Here is a 17,728-nt window from a genome sequence, read left to right on the forward strand (position 1 = left end):
AGTGGGTCGGTATATCAGTCGGGCTGACTAACACGCTGCAAAGCATGCATCAATGCGAGGGAGTTTGTGCGCGCGATGGCGGTCAAGCCAACCTGACGCAGGCTTTGTCCGAGCGCTTCGACCTGCTCAATCAGAGAATCATAGCCGGACACCGCCAGAGAACCGCGAATCCGATGCAGCAGATAGAAGATGCGGTCGTAGTGTTCGCCATCAATGGCCTCTCGCAGTTGGTCAATGTCCACCGTCATGGTGCTGACGAATATCTCTCGGAAGTTGCCCGGCAGCGATTCATGTAACTGCGTCGAGCTCTCCTGGGGGTCCAGGCTGGACAGCTCTGAAAGGCTGTTCCACAGAGTTCGCAACTGAACCGGCTTAACCAGCCAGGCATCCATCCCTACCGCTTTACAACGTTCTTCTTCGTCGTGCATGGCGTTCGCGGTGACACCGATGATCGTGCGGTCGTCCCCCGAGGCACGAAGGATACTGGTGAGCTCATAACCGTTCATACGTGGCATGTTGACGTCGGTCAGCAATACGTCAAAGTCGCCGGCTTTCCATAGCTCGAGGGCTTCTGCGCCATCTGCGGCGAGGGTGCTCTGGCAACCCAACTGCTTGAGCTGATGGCTCAAGGTTGCCTGGTTGATCTGGTTATCCTCGGCGATCAGTACGTTCAGTCGTAAAAGCGGCAGCGTGCTGTTGTCTTGTAGAGCCAATGCCTTGCTAACAGCGCTGCTATACAACTCGCCACGAAGGCTGCGCTGGACTAGAAAGCCGATGGCGCGAAAATCACAGGCGTCAGCTTGGTCTCCATAGAGGCCGCCTAGAGCGATCTCAGTAAGGTATGGACCAACCGACTTGATCGCTCCCGGATTATTATCAAATAGGTTTAGAAGGATGCCGCTGCGCTCTGGAATATCTGCCGAATCGTCAAATGCCTGAGCGCGCGCGCCCCACTTTTTCAGCCATTGACATAGATTGTCGGTGAGCTCGTGGTGCGGGCTGCGCACATACACCTGGGCGTTGCCGAGTTCAGGCTGGCGGGCGGGTACGGCGCCCGTGGCAATCGGCAGTTCCAAACTCATGGAGAAGCTGCTACCCAGCCCCAACTCGCTGGTCAAACGTAACTCGCTGCCCATAAGTGCCGCCAGCTTGGCACAGATCGACAGGCCCAGACCCGCGCCGTGCACGGTGTGGGAGTGAGCATCGATCTGATAGAACGGTGTAAACAGCTGCTTCTGTTCTTCTTTGCCTATCCCCATGCCGGTGTCGGTCACTTGCAACAATAGCTGAATCTGGCCATCGGGCCCGGGTTCGGCACGAGCACGGACGGTAATGTGCCCGGAATGGGTGAATTTGACAGCATTGCCGATCAGGTTGGTGAGAACCTGGCTGATCCGCACGGGATCTCCCAGCAGCAAGGGAGGGAGCGTCGGATCGATGCAGGAGAACAGCAGCACGTTTTTTTGACTGGCGATATCGGCATAAGTCGCGGTGCAGCTCTGGACGAGTGCCCTAGGGTCGAAAGCTTGTCTAGCGAGGGATAATTGGCCGGACTCGATCTTGGTAATGTCGAGAATGTCGCTGATGATTTGCAGCAGCAGTGCGGATGAGACCTGGATACGTTCGTGCAACTGCCGTTGCTCGGGGTCCAGGTCAGTCAACCCCAAGATTTCCAGGGAACCAAGGACACCATAGAGCGGCGTGCGAATTTCGTGGCTCATGGTCGCGAGGAATATCGATTTTGCCCCGTTAGCCTTGTCGGCAGCCTGCTTCGCCAGCGTGAGTTCTTGTTCCATCTCGGCCCGTGCGCTCAGGTCGGCGAAGGCGCAGATCACCACCTCGTCATTATGGTAATGGGTCGGCGCGTAGGCGATGTAGAACGAGCGGCCATCGATGCTCTGGTAGCTCTCGATCTCTCCAGGTTCTGTTGCATGCAAGATCGTGTCGACCAGAGGGTGATCCAGCCCGCTGTTATCGACTGGCTGCCCTACCTGGGTTCCAAACCACTTTAGCGCCAGGGTATTGGCAAAGACGACTCGGACGTCCTCACGACTGAATACACAAAGAGCGACGGGGGAGGTTTCCAGCAGGGTGCGACTGAATTGGTCGCTTTGCACGATCTGCCTATGGGAGATTTGTGCCGGTGCAATCACTCGCCGATGATACCAGCGCATATAGCTCCAGCCAGCCAACGGGGTGAGCAACATCAGGAGGAGGACCCAGATCAGCAACCAAGAGTGGCCGAGAAAGAGCGTTTGGTAAGACTGCATGTAATACCCGGTCCAGACACCGCGCCCATCGCTGACGCGGAACACTAAACCTTCCATGCGATAGTAGATGCCATCGGCTTCTTCATGGGGTTGGGGCCTTTCCCCTAGCAGCAGGCCATCGTGCCGGCTCTCCAGCCAATAGGCGTCGTAGAAGCGCCGATGTGGTGCATGGGAGAACACATTGATGCGGTCACGATGGGTAATTGTCGCCGCGTAGACTTCGCCAGGCTTGCTCACTTCGCGTGGGGAGACGTTGTACAAGGGGGTGAATGCAATCATGAACTCAGGGAAATTTTTCAGCTGGATCCATCGAATCTCGTCGCCCCCCATCGCGCTGGACCGTATCGCCGCGATAGCTGCCATTACCAATGGCGCGGACAGTTTAGGTTGCAGGCTGCCCACAGTCGGCACGGTGTAGGTGGGGCCCAGGTTGCTGTCAATGACCAACAAGGTCGAGGCCGGAAAGCTCGACTGCACCCAGAAGGTGGTATAGAGATCTGCAAGATAACGGCCGAAACTCCCCGCCTCGAGAGACTCGAATGGGCAATGGGACAAGTCTTCACAAATCATGGTAAAGGGCGTCTCCACGCGAGACGAGATACCTTGAAAGAGAGTGGCGCCTCGTGCGTGCTGGTGGTCCATGGCACCAAAGACCCGAGGTGAGCCTTTAACGGTGTCGCCGGATTCGAGAACTGGCTCTTTACCGAGGCGTTTGAGCAGCGCCTGCTGTTCGCCCATGTACTGCGTAAGCAGTGAAAAATCGACGGAAATTCGCTCCTGTTCCTGACTGATGATCCGCTGGCCGCCCCAGAACAGAGCGCCCCCCATAATCAGCAGTAAAGGAAGAAAGCCGAAGATAATGACGTTCAGTCGACGGAAGTTTCGCGCGATGCGTCGTAAGGAGATATCTGGCATGGGTGGGAGAAGACAGGCCCGGTAGGTGAAGAAAAGGATGTCACCACACTGCATCCCAAAAATTGAGAGAATGCATCCAGCTCCAATGCGGCAGAAATAAGATAGCCCTGGACGCTATCGCAGCCTATCCGGCGCAGAAATTCTAGGTCATCGAGAGATTCTACGCCTTCTGCGACCACTTCGAGTCCCAATTGTCGACCTAGCTGCACCGCCGCCACCAGAGCAGCAGCTCGGAATTCATCGGCTGCGGCACCGTTAACGAAGTTGCGGTCAATTTTTACTTCTGTGAAGGGGGTTGAGATCAGACTGTACATTGAGCTGTAGCCCATGCCGAAGTCATCCTGGGCCAGACCGAAGCCCTTCAAGCGCAGGCGGCTAGCGCCCATATGGTAACGACCTGCCGACTCCGGCCGCTCGGTTTCCAGCAGTTCAAAGCAGATATCGCTGGCCGCCAGGCCTGCGCGTGAAGTGATCTGGTGCAACTGGTCTGGCAGGTCGGGGTCTTCCAGCAAGGCCGTCGGTAAATTGACCGATACGGTGATTCGATGGCCCAGCGCTTGCCAGTGCTTTTGCGCCTGGATAGCGTCGTCAAGCATCAGGAACAATAGGTCGCGATCCAACTTGTGCTGAGTAATAGACGCCAGGAACGAGACCGGCATTAATAACCCGAAGGATGGGCTGTGCCAACGTACCAAGGCTTCAGCCCCGACGATCTTGCCGCTCGCGAGTGATTTGCGCGGCTGAAAGCGGGCTTTCAACTCGCGTTGGGCAATGGCCTGCTCCAACTCCAGGCGATCAAATACCGGCTCGCTCTCCGGTTTGAGCTGAAGGGGCGAGTCTTGACTGGCACCGAGAGCCCCAGCTATCTCAAGCACATGCTCGACGCCCAACGGTTTGGGAAAAGTGCCGATTACCGCGATGCCCTTTTCCTTGGCCATCAGGCTCACGCAGTTCATCAACCGTCGGGAGCAGGACGATACAATGGCCAGTAGCGGCACCCACTGCACTCCGCTCAAAGCATTAATGAACTGCACACCGTCCATTCCCGGCATATGCAGGTCAACCAGAACCAAGTCGTAGGTTTGATGGCGCAGCATGGCCAGTGCCTGGCGCGCACCGAGAGTCGTATCCACGGGGCCAAGCCCCGCGTCCTCGAGCATCTGTTTGACTCTTAAACATTGGATCGGGTGATCATCCACCATCAGAATTCTGGATTTATTGGGCAGGCTCAAATCACTTTCCCCTGAACAGATTGAAGGACCTCGTAAAGTGCATCTAGAGGTACTGGCTTGATAAGCAAATGACGAATGCCCTCCAACTTGCAGTGGTTGCGTAGCGTTGAAGAAAGCTCTCCGGTGATGCCGATGATCGGCCCTTCAAAACCGTGCTCACGCAGGTTTCGGGCAAACGCCAGACCGTTCATGTCCTCCATCTGCACGTCGGTCAGGATCGCATCGAAGGTCAGCAGATCTGCACGTTTAAGGGCATCGACCGCACTGGAGCTAGTGACTATCTGGTTGCCCAGGTACGTGCACTGCTGATCAATCACTTGCAGAGCCAAGGGGCTGTCATCCACGGCCAGCAGCTTGAGCTGCAGGGTCGAAGCACGCCTGACGGAGGGGGCCAAGCGCATTTCGCTAGCAATGCCGCTCTGTGCCTGGGCTACGACCTCGCGCAAGTTGTTGAAGCTGAAGCTACGGGCGATCCAGCTATTGCTGACCATGGGAGACGGCCCCATTCCAGGAGCGTGCATGATCACTCTTGGGCCGTTCCAGGTGATGGGGCGCAACGTACCGAGGAATGCTTCCACCAGCACGGATTTACGCGAAGGCAAACTATTGTTGTCAGCCGTCGTGTAAGGGAAGGCCTGGGCACCCCATTGGCGTAGCCATTGGCATAGGTTCTGGACCACCTCAGGGACATCGCCACGTACATACACAGGCGTGACGTCCAGCGTCGGCATTTGCGGCGATGGGGTGGGGTCGCTGAGTTCCAGCGCCAGGCTCAAACTGAAACTGGAACCCAACCCCGGTTCGCTGGTGGTCGACAGGTGCCCGTTCATCATGAACGACAGCCGTTCACAGATGGACAAGCCCAATCCAGTCCCCGAGGTGTTCTGGCTGAGCCAGCCGGGCGCGCGATAGTAGGGTTTGAATAAATTCGCATGAAGTTCAGGGGCGATGCCTGGGCCGGAATCGACCACCTGGAAACGCAATTGTGCTTTCTGTTCATGGCCCTGTACATAGTACAGACGCAGGATCACATGACCGGAATCGGTAAACTTGATCGCGTTACTCACCAGGTTGTTGAGAATTTGGCGAATACGCCCACCGTCACCGATAACCGCTTCAGGGGTTAACGGGTCAAGGGTCACGTATAGAAGCAGACCTTTACTACGAGCACGTGCCGAGTAGCTGGAAGCGACCTCTTCTACCAGGCGCACAGGCGAGAAGGGGGCGATGCTCAGTCGCAGTCGGCCAGATTCGATGAGTGACATCTCGAGCGTATCATCAATGGTTTGCATCAATACCGAAGAAGCTTGCTGGGTAGCTTCCAAGTAATAGACCTGCTCCGCGCTCAACTCGGCGCTGCGCAGCATTTCCAAAGAACCGAGGATGCCGTACATCGGAGTACGGATCTCATGGCTCAGCGTGCTCAGGAACAGTGTCTTCTCTCGGTTGGACTGGTCCGAGAGGTCTTTAGCCTGAAGCAGTGACTGCTCAGCCAGCTTGAACTCTGTCACGTCATTCATACAGCACAGCAATGCCGCCGCATCGTTGTAGGTGGTGGGGGCGCGAGTCAGTTGAATGAACGTGCCGTCCGGCAATTGATACTCGACTGAGTGGCTATGCTCAGGGATGTCTTGCAGGATCGTCTCTCGCAACTCAGGTAGCGATGCAAGAAAGCGCTTGGCCAACGTATTGGAAAGGATCAACGAACCATCATCGCAACGAATCAAGCACAGCCCCACCGGGGCCACCTCGATGAACAGTTGGTTAAGTGAGACGCTATCTGCCAGCGCGCTGTAATGACGTGCTGCGGGCTCCACCAGGCGAAGGCGAATGTAGCGTGCGCCGAAAAGGATCAAGGCAAACAGCAACAGAGTGACCAGCGCAGTGGCGTAGATAACAAATGATGTGTCTTGCAGCAATTGAGTGACCGGGGCGTAGTACACCAACCGCCATCCAGCGTTGCCCACCGATTTGTTGAGCATGATGTAGTCAGGCAGGCCTCCCTGCCAGTGCAGACCGAAGGAATCTTCGGCAGCCTGCAAGCGCGCCAACGACGATGGGAAATCCCAGGATGAACTGTGCAGCACGACATCGCCGTCAGCGTCATAGAGCACGAATTTGCCTTCGTGCATCTGCTGGGGTTCAAGGATCAGGCCTAGCTCGCTCAGTTCCAGTCCTAGCCAATCTTGCTTGGGGCCGTTCTGCTCGATAGAACGCAGAAGATAAACCTGTTTCAATGAACCGTTCGGTACCCACGCCCAGAAGGCGCGATCCACCGGAGGCTGTTCAAGAAGTTGTTGCGCCAGGCTCCGCTCTAAGCCCTTCAGCCGTTCCCGCTGCGCCGCACTTTGTGTTTTAGCGTGACAAATGCTGCCTGCCCCATGGAGTGCACGACTGCCCCCCCCGTTTAGTGAAAGATAGATCAAGTGGGCACCCGTATTGCCGATCTCGGCTAAGTCCCGCTCGGTCAAGATTAACGCCCAACGGTAGTGCTCATCGTTATTGCTTAACGGGAATGTACGTAGCTGGTTATTACCATCCAAGTACTCGGGTGTAGCTGAGGTAACGGTGTCATCAATGTTCCGTACGGCCGAATACGTGATGGAATTGAGCAGACTTTCCCTTTGGATAAATAGCTGCTGGGCGTTGAATGCTGCCGCATTCATCTGGCGACGGTTGTGTGATAACGTTTCATCAAGCGCCCAATAGATGATAAAGCCTGCGATGATCAAAATACAAAGCAGCAGGCTGAATATGAACAAGCGCAATAAAACCACAGGAATTTGGATGCCGAAAAAGGAATTGATGATCAGTCTTGAGTGATTATTTTTTTGCATCGGCCTATGTTAAAGAAAATCGTCTACCACCCCTCTAAGAAAATTCCTAATGGCTCATACGTTAGGAATATTCTTAATCGGCTTGAGGGGTAGCTGCAGATATACGTTAGGGAATTACCGAAAAAGACTGCCCGATCAGAGCCTGTCAATCTAGCTAATGACCTCAACCTCGATTTACAGATAAATAATTTCCATCATTAGCACTGAGCGGTAACTACCTATAGAAGGTAGTTCATCCTCGATTTTCACCGGTCTGACTGACAGCTTAAGCTCCAACAATATGTCTTCAATGGGAAAGCTCAGTTGTTCACCCAGCTTCAGATCGACCTCCCTCCCCATACTGGTCATGTCGCTCAGGCGTGTCTTCAGCCCTAGTTTTTCTAGAGTAGTAAGTAGCGTGGTGCTGTTAAACGAACCATTGCCCGGGGTAAACTTTATCTTGACCTGGCTGCCTTTTACGCATTGAAAGCTCAATGCAACATCGCTCCAATCGGTGATATCCAATCTCAGGGAATTTAGATTTACCTTGGGGATATTAACCGTCTGCGACGCTGGGAAACTGGCCGTGCAGGGCGGACTAATCAGGGTGCCCGAGACACTAAGTTCAGCGATGTCTTTATCTGCCCAACAGGCCGCGCTGAAGCACAGCGGAACGACAGCCAACAGCGCCTCCCGGAGGCTTAAACGGGTGAGAATGGGCATGCTATAAGTACTCGATAGTGATGACCGCCGATGCGCTAAAATCGCCCGAGTCAACTATTGGACCTAACCTAATCAACTTCACCTTCATACTCCGGTCGACCTCGTCGAATAGTACGTTAAATCTGCGTTTTCCACCTCTAAGACTCACCGGCTGATCGTCATGCTTCCAAAACAATGAGTACGCTAAGTTGCCTATGCCTGCAACACCTAGTACGTCAGACGTTAGATGAACAAATTCAGCCTGGACACTGATGTTCAACGATGAATACCTTGGACAGGTCAACTTTATAGGAATGTCGACCATGGGAGCAGTGTCAATCTCGTCAATGCGTAAGCTACCGAAGTTGGCATCGATAATTTTGCTACTGTTCAAGGTGCAAGGTACCTGTACCAGGAAACCTTTCACGGTGAGTTGGATCTCATCGGGCGTGGCTACTGCATAGGAAGCTGTGCAGACCAGGCCAGAGAAAAGTACAGTGCGCAACAATAACGTCAATTTCATGGTCGATATCCTACGCGTGATCAGGAATAAGTAATGGTTAGGCTGTATTGGCTGAGGAAGAACCCCGTCGGATTAGCGCCTTGATTCACACCTGGCAAAAAACCTGCGCGAATGTTGGTGACTCCTTTATTCAGCCCTAGTTTGTCTAGTGTAGTAGGCAGCGTGGTGGTGTTAAACGAACCATTGAACGGGGTTAACCGTATCTTGACCTGGCTACCTATGGAGCATCGAAAACTCAGTGCAACATCGCTCCAATCGGTGATATGCGATTTCAGGGAATTTAGATTTGCCTTGGGGATATCAACCGTCTGCGACGCAGGGAAACTGGCTGTGCAGGCTGGATTAATCATGGTGCCCGAGACACTAAGTTCAGCGGTGTTTTTATCTGCCCAACAGGCCGCGCTGAAGCACAGCGGAACGACAGCCAACAGCGCCTCTCGCGGGCTTAAACGGGTGAGAATGGGCATGCTAGTTGTACTCAAGGGTGATGACGGCCGATGCCTGGAATGCGCCCGAGTCAGTTACTGGACCTAACGTACTCAACTTTACCACCATGCTCCGGTCGACGTCGCCGGCTAGCTTTTTATAATAGCTACCCACACCTGTAAGGTTTATCGGCCTAGAATTAGCGCTCAAAACTAAGGAATATGCCAGGTTCTCTATACCTGTAACACCAAGTGTCGATGAATTTTCGTAAACAGATTCAGCCTTAACACTTATCTTCAAACTTGAATACTTTGGACAGTCCAGCTTTATAGGGATAATTATAGCGGGAGCAGTTTCAATCGCGTCAATGCCCACTCTACCAAAGTCGGCACTGATTAATTTATTACTTTTCAATATACAAGGTTGCGCCACCACATTACCCGACAATATTATTTTGACGTGTTCGGTTGCCGCGTAGGCAGGTGTGCAGGCCAGACCAACGAAAAGTATAGTGGGCAATAATAACATCAACTTCATGATTGACCTCCTACACCCGATCAGGGATAAGTGATACTTAGGGTAAATGTGGCATTGAAATTCCCAGCCGGGTTATCAGCGCCGATATTCTTTTGTAGCTTGAAAGCCAAGGGAATCTTGTCGGTTCCTTTACGCAGCTGTATATCTTGAGCGATGTTGAACTCGACGTGCCTATTGTCTCTGGTGACGAGAATTGACACACCTTCCAAATCGGTGGATGAATACCCCGGGCTACCGGCGACGGCGGCTTGCCCGGGTACCAAAATCATGCTCGCGCTCACAGCTGCGGAACACTTCGTCTGGATATTGGCGAAGAACGGCGACTCCTCAAAGTCGAGGGTGGTGATGCTGCCAAAGTCGTGAAATGAGACTGGCCCCGTGGATATGTAGCAGGTGGGGGTGAGCACACGGATAGGCTGCGTCTTGGTAAAAATATCTTCGGCATACCTTTCATCACTTCTGTTGGTTACTCCCACTGCAATGAGTACTGAGCCCATGCCCGTCGCATTGGCTGCGACGGTAATTTGAACCTCCAGATTGACTCTAAAATTGGTGCCTTTTTTCAACGTAGTGCAGAGTCCACCGTTGGGCACACAATAAGTTGATGACGAGCCGTTACTCACCTGAGGAACCCAAGAACTTCCGCCAACGTTCAAAATTTTCACGCTGATGCCGTTGAGTTGTGTCCCCGTCTCAAACCCAAGTGACCCACCGGTCGGAAAATCGCGTAAGACTGTGCACGATACACTTACAGGCATTTTGTGCGTCGTACCAGGCTCAATATCGATCACCGCACTGGCGCCTGATGCACTGCAGCTTAAACTACCCGCAGTCGCCGAAAATGCCTTTTGGCTGGCAAAGTTGAATAGCAGGCAAAGTAGCAACAAGCCACCCTTTACCCAATTCAAGGAAGCTTTTTTAGTGCTTGGATTACGCATCGGGAGTACCTTTAGTATCCTCAGGTGAAACCGTCTCGGCATCACAACTGATCTTCAGTTGTCCGATACCGGTCTCTGGCAGAGCGAACGTGTTCAAGTCCAATTCTTTGGCGCACCACGTCTTGCCGTTGACGTTTATCAGCAGACGCGACTTGTCCGGTACGCCTGTCAGAAATACCCGTCCCTTGTCAGCCACCATGGTGCTGCTCAGCAATCGGCCATCAATGTCATAGAGTTGGGCCTCTGCGGCAAAAGGTGCAGGCTTGCCCTTGTTTGAGCTGATGCTCACCAACAAACGGCGGCCGTTTTGGGTTTCAAAACTGGCCAGCACAAAGGCGCCGCGATTAGGCGTCACGTCCTGGACCAACTGCGCGATATCCGTGGTGTCCGATAACGAGTTGGTATCGAGTGCCACTCGGTTTTTTCGGTACGGCTGAGCCGAAGGAATAATCGTATAACCACCGCTGTTGGTTTCAATCCCACTTCTGGTCAACACCCCGACGCCTGCGGCCCCAGGTGTCGCCACGATGATGTTGGTTTCACCCAACGGCTGCGTGAACATCAGTGCGTCGCGGGCGGCAACGACCCCGCCTCTCACGCCGAAGTCCATCTGGCGTATGTTTTGATCTTCGTTATAAGACCCCTGCCAAACGGCACTCGCCGCACTGTAGCGGGCAGCCATCGAGCCGCCGAGTACACGCTCATCGTCACTGACTTGCTGATTAACGCCCACGTTGTAGGACAGGGCATCGTCCTGCAATTGAGAACCGCTGAACGTGGCCGAGCGGTGCGCGTTACCGTTCGAGTCCTGGTTAGTGCTCAGGCCAATGCGAGAGCTACTACCCGGCGCGCCAAGTGGAAAACTCACGCTTAACGACACCGTGCGAGTATCATCGCGAGCACCGCTATGCTGCGCCAGGCCCACGTTGTAAGTGGCGTTGCGGACACTGAAGCTGTACCCCAGTTGAATGGCGGTGTTGCTCTTAGACATGTTCCAGTAATCGGTTTTAGTCAGGCTGCCGTACACACCGCCATAGGTGCCAAATTGCTGCGATAGGTTGGCGGAAAAGCTACTTTTCAGATGGCCGCTCAAATACGCAGAAAACGCTCCGCTGCTGTTCAGCGCCTCATCCAGGTAGGGTTCGAACGAGTTATTGGCTCGCGCGTTGATCGCCTCGTTAAAGCTGTAATAACCGCTGGTGGAATAGCGATAGCCAATCAGGCTGAAGTTGGTGTCCGTCAGGGCGAAGGACTTGGAGTACCGAAACCGATACGACTGGCCCGACAAGGTTTTCGATTCGGCCCCCATATCGCCGCTGTTGGCATGGGACACGTCCAGTGAAATGGCACCGAAACCTGCGAAGTCATGGGCAACCCCCAGTAACGCCGATGTGTATTGCTCACTGATGACGGTACCGCCAAACAGCGTAGTGCCTTCGGTCAGTCCTCGGCGCAAGGTCCCTTGAACAAAACCGGGCTTCTGCGAATTCCGCGAACCTTCTGCCGGGCGATACTGCCCCGCAGTCAAAGCGTAGCTCTGCTGACCTTCTCGCAACATGTAAGGCACAGAGGAAAATGACTGGGTGTACACCTGACGCTCGCCATCAGGACCTTCGACGGTGACTTCGATATCGCCGTTGCCCGAGGTCGAATACAGATCCTTGATTGCAAACGGACCAGATGGAAACCACTGCTCGCTGATGACATACCCGCGTTGGCGTAATGTCACTTTTGAGCGACCGTTGGCTACGCCACGCACCACGGGGGCGAAGTTACGCGCCTCATCGGGCAACATGTCCAAGTCAGAAGCAATGCCCACGCCGCGATAAGAAATGCTGTCAAACAAATCACTGTCAGTGGAGCTATCACCGACAGTGGCAATGGCCATCAAATTGCCAAGATCGCGCTGGACATAGGAATCCACCGATTTCCAGCGACCTTCGACGTTAGTGCCCTTTTGCCACGTAGAGAAATTGCGAAAGCGCCAGGCGCCGCTGTTTATTCCACTGTACATATTGGCAAACTGGGATTGCCGGTTACCGGACAGGTTCTCGTAGCGGCCGCCTGAAAAACTGTAGTTGGCAAAGGCTACTGGCTCGCCATTACTCCAGCTTTTACGGCGGGTTGCAAATGGCACACTGCCAATAAAAGCCTGAGGAACGTGCAGTTCCAGTTGCTGTTTACTGAAATCGTAGCTATACGTAACACCACTAAGCTCACGGTTAAAGTACACGCAACCGTCAGTGCTGATATCTGCGTTTTCTAGTCGCATGGAATCAATACCCAAATCCATCAAGGACTGAGCACTGAAACACGGAAACAAGCCGGCAGGGGTCGAGGGTTGACCTACTACTTCGCGCAGAAAGTGCATATCGCGTTGATCGATGACGCGGTCATTGGTTGACAGGTCAATACGATATATTCCTGGAAGCTGACCTTGGCTCATGGCTTTGACTTGTTCGATAACTTCTGCTGAACTGCTACCTCCACCAATTTCCAGAAAGGAAGAATCGAAGCTGTAGTCCGCCTGAGCGGCAGTCGTCGTTACACTGACGGCACTGACGGCGAACTGGCTCCAATACTTCAGTCGGCGCCCGCGGACGCACGTGCGCATTCGCAGCATGAGGTAATCCTTTTCAGCCTACTAATTATTCAATTATTGATGATGGAGTAACAGGAGCAGACTTGATCGTACTGCCGTATTCGTTGATGTAACTGAATACAAGCGTGTCGCTGTGTTTAAGCGGTATGTTCGTAGTGGCAGTACTGCCAGGCTTGATTACTTCCGGCAAGTCTTTGCTGACCGTGTTATTAATCAGCAGCTCCGTGAGCACAACATTAAAACCCGATGGGTTATGCACAGTCAGTTTTCCGCCGTCAACACGCCATTGAAGTTTTTTCACTGCATCTATTAGAGAACCTTTCAAGTTTTCGGGGCGATAAAACAGCTTGATCGTGGTCTTGAGTGCAATCTGTAACACGTTCTGACTGCGCTGCTCGGCACTCATGGAAGGGATCGCTTTAACGTTAAGCAGAAACAAACTTTCTTTATCGGTCGGCAAGTTCTGCGCCTGGGTGGAAATAATCCTCAGTGTGTTCCGACTATTTGGGTCTAGGCGGAAAAGCGGCGGAGTGATGAGAAATTCATCCGCACTCTCATTCTGCTTATCATAATAGCTGACCCAGGACTGAACCAAATAGGGGACGCCATCGTCGCCGCTATTTGAAACTGCAAGGGTGGCGTCCTTTTCATTGCTTTGGTAAACGACGCGGGTGGCGCCTACGTTGACGCCAGCTTGAATTTGAGGCAACCAAAAAACCGCCGCAAGCGCCCAAAAGGCTGCAACTTTTAAACGCATGAATAATCTCCTCTGGCTAATGAGAGAGTTCACGGCTAGCCGCGAACTCTATCATTAAAAACATGAGTTACTTGTAGCTGACGTCAAAGGTTGCCAGTGCGTTCACGATACCGGTACCCATATTGACTTGGGCTGGCACTCCGTCACTAGCTGGAACGTCCGCGACCAATCGAACATAGGCTGCACTAAAATCGAAGGTGTTGGATCCTACGGTCATCAAGTGGTCGACGGAGGCAGTATTCAGGGCCAATTTCTCACCGGCTTTATTGCCGATTTGAATACCGACCCCACCGACGCGGTTTTCACCCGTCATCCCCAGTACGTCTGGATCAGTAGCTGCTGCCACACCGCTGAACGTGATCGAAGCGTTTTTCTTGGTTTCAGTACTGCAGTCTTCCAACGAAATAGAGAACGGTGTTTTACCTGTAGTTGCGCCTACAGTGTTCGCAAAGTCCGCGACACGAACCTGCGGCAGCTTGACTGCTTGCTTCACGCTTGAGCCAGTAATGGTACAGGCACCATCGGTGATGGAACCGGTGAATTCAACTTCGCCATCAGCCGCTTGAACGTTAGCAGCAGCCATCAAAATCAGCAGCGATGAACCACACAGTGCGCTGTATTTACCCATTTTGTTAAACATGAGAAATTCCTTCTCTAAATAAGTGATGTGCAACTATTTTATTGCCCCTGTTCACGGTTTGCCGCGGCAGGCACATACAGGATGCAGTTTGGAGGGGCAGAAGCCTATGGGAGGATTCCTAGATTGCTTATTTCTGTATCCCTTACGTGTAAAGCTTACGCCCGTTGACACGGCGAGAATCAGCCATGAATCGTCCCGAGGTTCGTAGATAGCTCTATGCCTTAGATGGACTTCTCTCCGCACCGTAGGGATCTTCAGCCTATGATTTTGGCGTAGAAGGAAGCCTTGAGCACCCAACAGTTCATGTCGTCATTAAAGGCAGATGCGGTCAGGTAAGTTATTGACCACGAAAACGCTGTTGCGAAAATAGCCAAGCGCCTCGGTGTATCACCCATCGCTTTGAAAATGGATTAAGCCTATGACGACTGATAAAACTCAAAAATAGGCCAGCGAACTACTCGAAACCAAAAGTGGTGCCAGAAAGAAGTGCGCGAACTATTAAAAAGTAGCGTCTTGCTTTGCCAAGGATCCCGAGTGAAATACTAATGTGTGACCGAGCATCAATACGCGATCACTGTTCGAGATTTCTTTGCGCAAATAAAAAACCCTTGATTATCGAGGATTTTTAGCGCTGAATTTAGAGAGTTAGAACTGTTGCACCCAGTAATGAAACGACATCCACGCAAATTGGATGGAAACGCCTGCAGCGAGCATTTGGGTCGGATCAAGGGGCAGAACAATGCAGCGCTGATCATCCTCACTGATAGTCGGCTTCATCGAGTGCTTGGGCGCTTGACCAGTTCGGGTTCGGCAAAACGATAGTTTTCTTGAACTCTCCAGGCTGTTCGGCATTGCTCGCGTTATGTCTTAAAATAGCCGGTTACCGAAAGAACCGTCATGGCCATAGCCATGACGGGCTTACATTCTTTATAAATAAGTGTAGTGAAGATGAACAAGCCTTTCATTTCGCTGTGCCCTGAGATTACTCGGGCGCACGCGCAGACGCTGATGGATTGGTTGGAGGATGAGCGCGTCACCTGCTATCTGAGCGATTCGCGCCATGTCTCACGCTCCATCGAGCAGGCCATCGATAGGACTCAATTGCCGATCCTGACCCATCTTTTCAACCAGGGCGGCCGATTCTTCATGGCCCATGACCGGCATGACGCTCCGGTGGGTTTTGTTCGTCTAATCAAGACCGGCTCAAATTGCGAGATAGTCTTGGTCATCGGCGACAGCGACAAATGGGGCCGAAACCTTGGCGCCCGCACGCTCCGCGAAGGCATGAAACTGGCCTTCCTCGACATGCGGGCCAATAAGCTCATCGCCAAGATCCACCCGGACAACGCGCGCTCGCTGAAAGCCTTTCTGCGCAGCGGCTTTCTGCTTGAGAACGAAACGCCGACATTGAAGTCATTTTCCATAACGGCAGGGCGCTATCTCCAGTTCTTACGCGAAGGTACCGTTGGCGACTCCACTAGGATCTACATCACTGAAATCGACAAGGCCAGGCTCGAGAGTCTAATCGTGCTCGAGCAAGGCCCGGCCATTGTTGAACTCGAACATGAGCTTGAGCGAGCCATTGTCGTCAAGCCGCAGCAGGTGGCGTGCAATGTCGTCACGATGAACTCTAGGGCCTTGCTGCAGTTGGACGACGAAGAGATCGAAGTGGCCTTGGTTTACCCTGAAGACGCGGACAGCAACGCAGGGAAGCATTCCGTGTATTCCGACATCGGCGCCGCCATCCTGGGCTATCAGGAGGGGGACACCATCGACTGGCGAATTTCTGATCGGACCCGCCGGATTGAGATCAGGAAAGTGCTTTACCAACCGGAGGCTGCGGGCGATTTCCACCTATAACTGCGCTTTTTGCTCAGTGTTCGTCCATCAGGTATGGAAAGCGATAATCCCCCAAAGGAAATTTTCTGAACACTATGGAAATCGGAGTGTAGTGGTCTAATGAAACCGGACACCCATTTAGGCGAGAATGCTCGCCAGAACGAGGTGTCAGATGACCAAACAACGCCGTACCTTTTCCCCTGAATTCAAACGCGAGGCTGCCGACCTCGTTCTCAAGCAGGATTACAGCTTCATTGAGGCCAGCCGCTCGCTTAGTGTCGGCGAGTCGGCTTTGCGCCGCTGGGTTGACCAGGTGCAGCAAGAACGCACGGGCGTCACCCCGCAGAGCAAAGCGCTGACCCCGGAGCAGCAGAAAATCCAAGAGCTGGAAGCCCGAATTGCTCGCCTTGAGCGGGAAAAATCGATCTTAAAAAAGGCTACCGCGCTCTTGATGTCGGAAGATCTCGAGCGTTCGCGCTGATTGACCAGTTGAGCATCCACGAGCCGGTTGATTGGCTGTGCAAGGTGTTTGAAGTGACCCGCTCGTGCTAATACGCTCGGCATCTCAGGCGCCGCACACCGGATGTAGAACGCCTTCGATTGCGCAGTCGGGTGAACGAGTTGTTCACCCACGGCCGCAGTGCTCCAGGTAGCCGTAGCATCATGGCTATGATGCAGGACGACGGCGAGCAGATCGGGCGATTCAAGGTGCGCAGCCTGATGCGCGAGCTGGAGTTGGTCAGCAAACAACCGGGATCGCATGCTTACAAAAAGGCGACGGTCGAGCGGCCCGACATCCCTAATATTTTGAACCGGGAGTTTGAAGTGCCCGCTCCTGACCACGTCTGGTGTGGCGATATCACTTACATCTGGGCTCAAGGGAAATGGCAGTATCTGGCGGTTGTGCTAGATCTTTTTGCCCGCCGTGTTGTGGGCTGGGCGTTGTCGGGAAAGCCGGATGCCGACTTGGTCATCAAGGCCTTGGACATGGCTTACGAGCAACGAGGGAAGCCTCAAGGATTGCTATTCCACTCCGATCAAGGCTCGCAATATGGAAGCCGGAGTTTTCGCCAGCGCCTTTGGCGATATCGCATGCGTCAGAGCATGAGCCGGCGAGGAAATTGTTGGGATAATGCGCCGATGGAGCGGGTGTTCAGGAGCCTGAAAACCGAGTGGATACCGACCATGGGCTACACGACGGTCCAACAAGCTCAGCGGGATATCAGCCATTTTTTGATGCACCGGTACAACTGGATTCGACCGCACCAATTTAATGGTGGGCTGCCACCGGCTCAGGCCGAGAAAAAACTTAACGTCGTGTCCGGGATCAGTTGACCACTACATTCCCCCCATCAAGCGATTAGCGGGGGGCTCCGTTTTTCAGCATCCGACAAAAAAATCTGGGGTTTGGGCGTACAACCCCAGACTTACAATGCAAACCTGCGTCGCTGCGCTCCGACTGCCCGGCCGGATGGCGTGGAATGCGCAATCTGACGCTGTTCGTTACCTACGACGAAGATCCCCCATGCTC

General features: G+C 53.4%; 11 protein-coding genes and 1 pseudogene. 2 read left to right on the top strand and 10 right to left on the bottom strand.

What is annotated here, in order from left to right:
* Positions 1-14 precede the first annotated feature (14 nt).
* The 10 genes from K0P33_RS00815 to K0P33_RS00860 form a co-directional block, all read right to left on the bottom strand.
* A complete protein-coding gene (locus K0P33_RS00815; protein WP_242153602.1) occupies positions 15-3,185 on the bottom strand; it encodes a hybrid sensor histidine kinase/response regulator in 3,171 nt (1,056 codons plus the stop codon).
* Positions 3,137-4,417, bottom strand: coding sequence for an EAL domain-containing response regulator (locus tag K0P33_RS00820; protein ID WP_242153604.1), 1,281 nt, complete (start codon positions 4,415-4,417; stop codon positions 3,137-3,139). The genes K0P33_RS00815 and K0P33_RS00820 overlap by 49 nt, the downstream gene beginning before the upstream one ends.
* Positions 4,414-7,254 (bottom strand): ATP-binding protein, encoded by a 2,841-nt coding sequence (locus K0P33_RS00825; protein ID WP_242153606.1) that lies wholly within the window; start codon positions 7,252-7,254, stop codon positions 4,414-4,416. Before K0P33_RS00825 ends, K0P33_RS00820 begins: the two co-directional genes overlap by 4 nt.
* A 174-nt stretch (positions 7,255-7,428) precedes the next feature.
* The gene (locus tag K0P33_RS00830) at positions 7,429-7,956 is read right to left on the bottom strand and encodes a fimbrial protein (RefSeq protein ID WP_242153608.1); all 528 of its coding nucleotides are present in this window, start codon (positions 7,954-7,956) and stop codon (positions 7,429-7,431) included.
* 522 nt (positions 7,957-8,478) lie between these two features.
* Positions 8,479-8,925, bottom strand: a complete 447-nt coding sequence (locus tag K0P33_RS00835; protein ID WP_242153610.1) for a hypothetical protein — start codon at positions 8,923-8,925, stop codon at positions 8,479-8,481.
* Position 8,926: 1 nt separating this feature from the next.
* A complete protein-coding gene (locus tag K0P33_RS00840) occupies positions 8,927-9,421 on the bottom strand; it encodes a type 1 fimbrial protein (protein WP_242153612.1) in 495 nt (164 codons plus the stop codon).
* A 20-nt stretch (positions 9,422-9,441) separates the two neighbouring features.
* Entirely contained in the window at positions 9,442-10,359 is a 918-nt protein-coding gene (locus K0P33_RS00845) for a fimbrial protein (RefSeq protein WP_242153613.1), read from the bottom strand.
* Positions 10,352-12,982 (bottom strand): fimbria/pilus outer membrane usher protein, encoded by a 2,631-nt coding sequence (locus K0P33_RS00850; protein ID WP_242153615.1) that lies wholly within the window; start codon positions 12,980-12,982, stop codon positions 10,352-10,354. Before K0P33_RS00850 ends, K0P33_RS00845 begins: the two co-directional genes overlap by 8 nt.
* A 25-nt stretch (positions 12,983-13,007) precedes the next feature.
* Positions 13,008-13,718: a molecular chaperone gene (locus K0P33_RS00855; protein WP_242153618.1), complete on the bottom strand. Its 711-nt coding sequence runs from the start codon at positions 13,716-13,718 to the stop codon at positions 13,008-13,010.
* Between the two features lie 67 nt (positions 13,719-13,785).
* Positions 13,786-14,358, bottom strand: coding sequence for a fimbrial protein (locus K0P33_RS00860; protein ID WP_242153620.1), 573 nt, complete (start codon positions 14,356-14,358; stop codon positions 13,786-13,788).
* A 948-nt stretch (positions 14,359-15,306) separates the two neighbouring features.
* On the opposite strand from K0P33_RS00860, the gene K0P33_RS00865 reads away from it, so the two are divergent.
* Together K0P33_RS00865 and K0P33_RS00870 are read left to right on the top strand one after the other, a co-directional pair.
* Positions 15,307-16,218, top strand: a complete 912-nt coding sequence (locus K0P33_RS00865; protein ID WP_242153622.1) for a bifunctional GNAT family N-acetyltransferase/nucleoside diphosphate kinase regulator — start codon at positions 15,307-15,309, stop codon at positions 16,216-16,218.
* 151 nt (positions 16,219-16,369) lie between these two features.
* Positions 16,370-17,532, top strand: a pseudogene (locus K0P33_RS00870) (IS3 family transposase).
* The last annotated feature ends 196 nt before the right edge of the window (positions 17,533-17,728 follow it).

The sequence above is a fragment of the Pseudomonas sp. ArH3a genome (assembly GCF_022648765.1).
Taxonomy (GTDB): Bacteria; Pseudomonadota; Gammaproteobacteria; order Pseudomonadales; family Pseudomonadaceae; genus Aquipseudomonas.